At 37.3% G+C, this 2,411-nt stretch carries 3 protein-coding genes; all 3 read right to left on the bottom strand.

All coding sequences use genetic code 11. The annotated features are described in order from the left end of the window. Window positions 1-74 precede the first annotated feature (74 nt). The 3 genes from A3I3_RS0109535 to A3I3_RS0109525 are packed head-to-tail and all read right to left on the bottom strand — an operon-like array spanning window position 75 to window position 2,222. Complete coding sequence (locus A3I3_RS0109535; protein WP_018372459.1) at window positions 75-929, bottom strand: amino acid ABC transporter substrate-binding protein; 855 nt, start codon at window positions 927-929, stop codon at window positions 75-77. A 10-nt stretch (window positions 930-939) separates the two neighbouring features. Then, window positions 940-1,569, bottom strand: coding sequence for an amino acid ABC transporter ATP-binding protein (locus tag A3I3_RS0109530; RefSeq protein WP_018372458.1), 630 nt, complete (start codon window positions 1,567-1,569; stop codon window positions 940-942). A gap of 11 nt (window positions 1,570-1,580) precedes the next feature. Further along, on the bottom strand, window positions 1,581-2,222 hold the full coding sequence (locus tag A3I3_RS0109525; protein WP_018372457.1) for an amino acid ABC transporter permease: 642 nt from the start codon (window positions 2,220-2,222) through the stop codon (window positions 1,581-1,583). Window positions 2,223-2,411: the final 189 nt, after the last annotated feature.

Raw genomic sequence — 2,411 nt, 5'->3', positions numbered from 1 at the left:
TCCTCATCGCTTTAAATATCAAAAAGGAGAGAACCAATTCGGTTCTCTCCAGGGTATGACTTTGCGTTAACCCACTACAGTTGACAAAGAGCCTTATTTTTTATCTTGTCGGTCGCCACATTCGTCCCAAACCATTTTTGAGATATTTTTTGAAATTTCTCTGTTTTGTATAGTTTGCGAAAGGCAGTATTTATGTGTTCTACCAGTTTTTTATCATTTTTGCGTGCCCCTACAGCAAAGGATTCACTATTGAAACCAGCTGGAAAGACATTATAATCTGGTAAAATCCCTTCTTCTTGCAGATAGTAATTGGCATAGACGCGGTCAATCAATAAAGCATCAATACGATCATTTTTCAAATCAATAAGTGCCTCATTAAAGCTTGAATACTGTGTTGCTTTTTTATTTTTAACCCGATTTTTTAAAAGTTCAGGATTTGCCTCAAAATCCAGATAACCCGAAGAACCAGCCTGAGCACCAAGAACTTTCCCATTCATCTGGACCGGAGTCGTGATATTCTGAGCTTTTTTGCTGACAAGAACTTGCTCATTTTTCATATAAGGCACTGTAAAGGCGACTTTCTCGCGACGTTCGTCAGTCGCAGAATAACCGTTCCAAATCAAGTCAATCGTACCATTGTTCAGTTCTGTTTCTTTCATATCCCAGTCAATAGGCTGCCATTTGACCTTGATACCATACTCTGCAAAAACCGCATTTGCTAAATCAATATCAAACCCTGCATACTGACCGTTTTTTAACTCGAAGCCCATAGGGACAAAAGTGTTATCAAAACCGATAGTAATCGTTTTTTGCTGTTCAAATTTAGCCCAGTTATCAACTTTGGGGTCGCTGACACTACTGCTACAGGCAGTTAAGAAGATAGAAAGAGTTAAAAATACAAGGCAGGGGAGGAATTTTTTTAATTTCATAGAAACCTCCTTATTTGGGTTGTACTTCTAAAATTTCGTCAGCAATATCTTGAGCGAATTGCATATCGTGAGTTACAACGATTTGAGTAATCCCCATTTCTCGATTTTGAACAATCAACTTTTCGACTTCCTGGCGAAGTGCAGGATCAAGAGCACTTGTAGGTTCATCATAACCGATGATTTGGGGTTCAATCATCATAGCCCGAGCCAAAGCAACACGCTGTTTTTGGCCACCCGACAAGGAAAATGGATAAGCATTGACATGTTCCGCTAGATTTAGGCGCTTCAAAAGTTTCAGGGCTCTTGTCTCCGCATCTGACTGACTGAGCTTCATCGTCTGAATAGGTGAAAGAGTTAAATTTTCCATAACAGATAAGTGTGGAAAGAGCTGAAAATCTTGAAAAACGAAACCAAGAGGACTACGATTTTCAAGTTCATCCAAGGGTAACTCTTCACCATTAAAAAATACTTGACCACTATCAATCTTTTCTAAACCTGCCAACATTCGAAGCAGTGTCGTTTTCCCACCGCCGGAAGGTCCAACAATGGCAAGAATTTTGTTTTCTGGCACAACAAGATTGAAATTTGTTAAAATTTGTTTATTGCCAAATTTTTTACTAATATTTCGCAATTCTAACATGGGACGACCTCCTATTTGTAGTAAGAAAATTTCTTCTCAACTTGTTTAGAAATGATGGTAACAAGACCAATCAAAACCAGGTAAATAGCTCCAGCTAAAAACATCGGTGCCAGACTAGCATCACGGTTTGCTGCTGTACGACTAGCCAAGATTAAATCACTTACTCCTAAAGCATAAACCAATGAAGTATCTTTAACTAAGGTCATAACTTCGTTAAAGATACTTGGCAGCACCACTTTTATTACCTGAGGTAGGATAATAAAACGAATTGTTTGAAACGGTGTTAACTTAAGAACTTTTGCTGCCTCATATTGACCTTTAGGAATAGTTTCGATTCCTCCGCGGAAAATTTCTGCAAAGTAGGCAGCGTAATTAAGTGTAAAAGCGATAATTGCTGCCGGTAAGCGCTCAAAACGAACTCCAATGCTGGGCAAAACATAATAAATAAAAATTAATTGTAAAAGCAAAGGTGTCCCGCGCATAATCCAGATATAAAGATGAATAAGCCAATTTAAAGGTTTTATATGTAGCCGTAATAAGAAAGCGACTATAACCCCAAAAGGGATGGATAAGATTAACACTAATGCAAAAACCTGCAAGGTAACACTAGCACCATTCAATAAACTAGGTAAAATCTCTATAATATATGACATAGATAACACCTCCCGATAAATATTTATCCATTATATCTGAAAAAAAGTATTATTTCAAGAGGAAAACGAATAAAAATAAGAAAAAACGATATTTTTATGAAAAGAACCGCTTATAATGGACAGTATAAAACATGTATGCTACTGTTCTATAAGGAGGTTCTTTTGTTATGGCTAAAAAAGGGAGTCGCT

The sequence above is a fragment of the Streptococcus massiliensis DSM 18628 genome, assembly GCF_000380065.1.
Lineage (GTDB): Bacteria > Bacillota > Bacilli > Lactobacillales > Streptococcaceae > Streptococcus > Streptococcus massiliensis.
The sequence above is the reverse complement of the archived record's forward strand: the minus strand, read 5'-3'. Positions and strand labels throughout refer to the sequence as shown.

Bases quoted from the DNA above. Each gene is read 5' to 3' on its own strand.
- A3I3_RS0109535 (WP_018372459.1), bottom strand. From the start codon at position 929: ATGAAATTAAAAAAATTCCTCCCCTGCCTTGTATTTTTAACTCTTTCT.
- A3I3_RS0109525 (WP_018372457.1), bottom strand. From the start codon at position 2,222: ATGTCATATATTATAGAGATTTTACCTAGTTTATTGAATGGTGCTAGT.
- A3I3_RS0109530 (WP_018372458.1), bottom strand. From the start codon at position 1,569: ATGTTAGAATTGCGAAATATTAGTAAAAAATTTGGCAATAAACAAATT.